We start from the raw sequence: 2,387 nt of genomic DNA on the forward strand, positions 1-2,387 counted from the left end.
GGAGGCTTCCTTGACCGCCATCTGCGCCGCCTCCTCCCAGCTATTCGGAGACTCGGCAAGTACCTCGATCACCTTGATCAGAGCCATGATAGTTCCTCCTGAGAGTGTTTGGGCTGCACGCCCAATGTTCTCAACAGGCTTTGAGGAGGATCGCTGCGCGGTGACGATCGCTCCGTCAGATCGTCTAATCCCCACTGGTCCTTTTTATGCAGCGCTCCTGGCGTCTTCAGGATCGGCTTCTCACCAAGTCTTGCAGGCGGTCGGCGTCCATTGCCCCGCGTTCCGCCCGACTTTACTTTCGTTGGCGGCGGCAAGCAGTTCCGCGAAGTTCATCGTCTTCACTCTTCGTTAAATGCGAAAGCATATAAAAGCAATGTCGGTTGACTCCCCTCTTCCACGACCGGCAGCATAAGTAAGCGTTTCCAGTCTATGGTCGCTGAACGACAGGGCTTCTATTCAAAGTCCCGTCGTTCAGTTACACTGTCCGCTGCAATGATCGGTATAGCGTCGTTCTCCCGACGCCGAATGCCCTGGCGACTTCAAGGTCAGGAGTAGTTCGCCGCATAGACCAGTAGCACAATCGCGGCAAGTGCTCCGAAAAGCCACGGCAAACTACGCGCTAGGGTGGGCTGCTTTATGGTGAGGTAGAGACATCCCGCCACGACGGGAATCAGGAAGAAGCGCATTGTGGACATTCCTGAGAGGACGGTGATGTCGGCTGTGGTCGCGGCGGCATGATAACCTCTGGCTTCCGATTGAAAGCAGATTTTATGCGGCGGTTTACCTCTCCGCCTTCATCGCTGCCGTCGCCTCGTCCATCTGCCGACGCCGCTCACGCACCGCGGCCTCGTCGCCCGGCGTCGCCTTGCGTCCCATGGCCAGCTCCCAGGCCAACGCCGCTTCCAGCAGCCGGGCATCCTCCGGGTCGGCTTCGCGCCATACCCGGCAGGCGCCGGGGGTCCACTGGCCAGCATTGCGGCCGACCTTTGACTCGTTCGCGGCTGCCATCAATTCAGCGAAGGTCATGCAGGAGTTCCTTCCAACATCCGTGTAGCCCGCAGCACGGTCGATCGAGACACCCCCATGGATCGAGCCACGGCCGACACGGACGTCCCTGCGTTCAACATCATCTTGGCATGCTGGGCTCGCTCGCCTTCCAACTTCGCGGGTCGGCCTCCCACTCGGCCTCTTGCCTTCGCCGCGACGACGCCGGCCTTCGTCCGCTCCCGGATGATGGCCCGCTCGAACTCGGCGATGCTCCCGAAGATGTGAAAGACGAGCCGACCGCCTGGGGTGCTGGTGTCGATCGCTTCAGTAAGAGACTTCAGCCCAACGCCGCGCGCCTCCATGTCCTCAACGGTCTGGATCAATTGCCGGATCGATCGGGCAAGCCGGTCTAGGCGCCAGACGACCAGCGTGTCGCCCGATCTCACGTAGTCGAGTGCCGCCGTAAGCTGGGGCCGGTCCTTCTTCCCCGACGACACCTTCTCTATGAACAACTTCTCACAGCCAGCGGCACGAAGCGCGTCTTCCTGCATCGCCGGGTTCTGGTCAGTGGTTGATACGCGCCCGTAACCAACAAGCATGATTGCTCCCTACTATTCCTGTTCCTCGTCCTCGACCCCGTTGCTCCGCCAGGCGGGTACTGGAGCAGGCCAGAGTTTATGGATCGCCTCGGCTGCGGTGAATCGCTTCACCTTGTTTCCCGGTCGCACATTATCTTTGCGGTATAGTCGGACGGCGACGGATGTGTCCGTAATCTCGGTTATGATCCCGCGCCGGATTGAGCTTTGATAGATGACGTGCATATCAACTTTGAATTTCTCCCGATGGTCGAGCATGACGCCTCCTAAACTGTTGAAAACCTGTTCATAATCTAACACGCCCCGCTCATCTTTCCAACAGGGGTTTCGAACAGTTTGAGTACCAGCATCTATGCGGAAAGATAAAATGCTATTATAATTGTCGAATAACGACCGTTTTTGGACACTCTCCGAAGATTATCTAAAGAGGTATAAGCAGGAAAAACATAAAATGTTACTATTTTTTTAACCTGTCGATCAGCGGTGAGCGGCAGGGTGGCCCCAACTGGACCCCGCCGGAGTTTGCCTCGACGGCGGGGTCTTCTTGTGTTATTGGCAGGACGTTAAGCTTTTATAAGCGATTTCGATCTAAACTGATCCTATCTCTGATGAGATCAGCAAGCTTCGCCTTAGCCCCGCTCAGAGATGATGCGGGGCTTTTTCACGTTCGGCAGCAGTCATAAGCCGAAAATTCAACTTTCGCCGCCAATGCAATATATATTACATCAAATGCAGCCGGATGCGGCGGCGCCGGCTCAATGAGATCGCTACGGACTAGCCCCCGCCTTGGGCCACGGTGGTGGG

At 57.2% G+C, this 2,387-nt stretch carries 4 protein-coding genes; all 4 read right to left on the reverse strand.

Annotated elements, in window-relative coordinates; all coding sequences use genetic code 11:
• The coding region (locus AC5JJ6_RS09450; RefSeq protein WP_496041800.1) for a dodecin domain-containing protein at window positions 1-87 on the reverse strand (87 nt) is incomplete at its 3' end.
• Window positions 88-780: 693 nt separating this feature from the next.
• Entirely contained in the window at window positions 781-1,026 is a 246-nt protein-coding gene (locus tag AC5JJ6_RS09455) for a hypothetical protein (protein WP_496041797.1), read from the reverse strand.
• A complete protein-coding gene (locus AC5JJ6_RS09460; protein ID WP_496041798.1) occupies window positions 1,023-1,586 on the reverse strand; it encodes a recombinase family protein in 564 nt (187 codons plus the stop codon). The genes AC5JJ6_RS09455 and AC5JJ6_RS09460 overlap by 4 nt, the downstream gene beginning before the upstream one ends.
• 12 nt (window positions 1,587-1,598) lie before the next feature.
• Window positions 1,599-1,841 (reverse strand): hypothetical protein, encoded by a 243-nt coding sequence (locus AC5JJ6_RS09465; RefSeq protein ID WP_496041799.1) that lies wholly within the window; start codon window positions 1,839-1,841, stop codon window positions 1,599-1,601.
• Between the last annotated feature and the right edge of the window lie 546 nt (window positions 1,842-2,387).

Source organism: Skermanella sp., assembly GCF_059503625.1.

Bases quoted from the DNA above. Each gene is read 5' to 3' on its own strand.
- AC5JJ6_RS09455 (WP_496041797.1), bottom strand. From the start codon at position 1,026: ATGACCTTCGCTGAATTGATGGCAGCCGCGAACGAGTCAAAGGTCGGC.
- AC5JJ6_RS09460 (WP_496041798.1), bottom strand. From the start codon at position 1,586: ATGCTTGTTGGTTACGGGCGCGTATCAACCACTGACCAGAACCCGGCG.
- AC5JJ6_RS09465 (WP_496041799.1), bottom strand. From the start codon at position 1,841: ATGCTCGACCATCGGGAGAAATTCAAAGTTGATATGCACGTCATCTAT.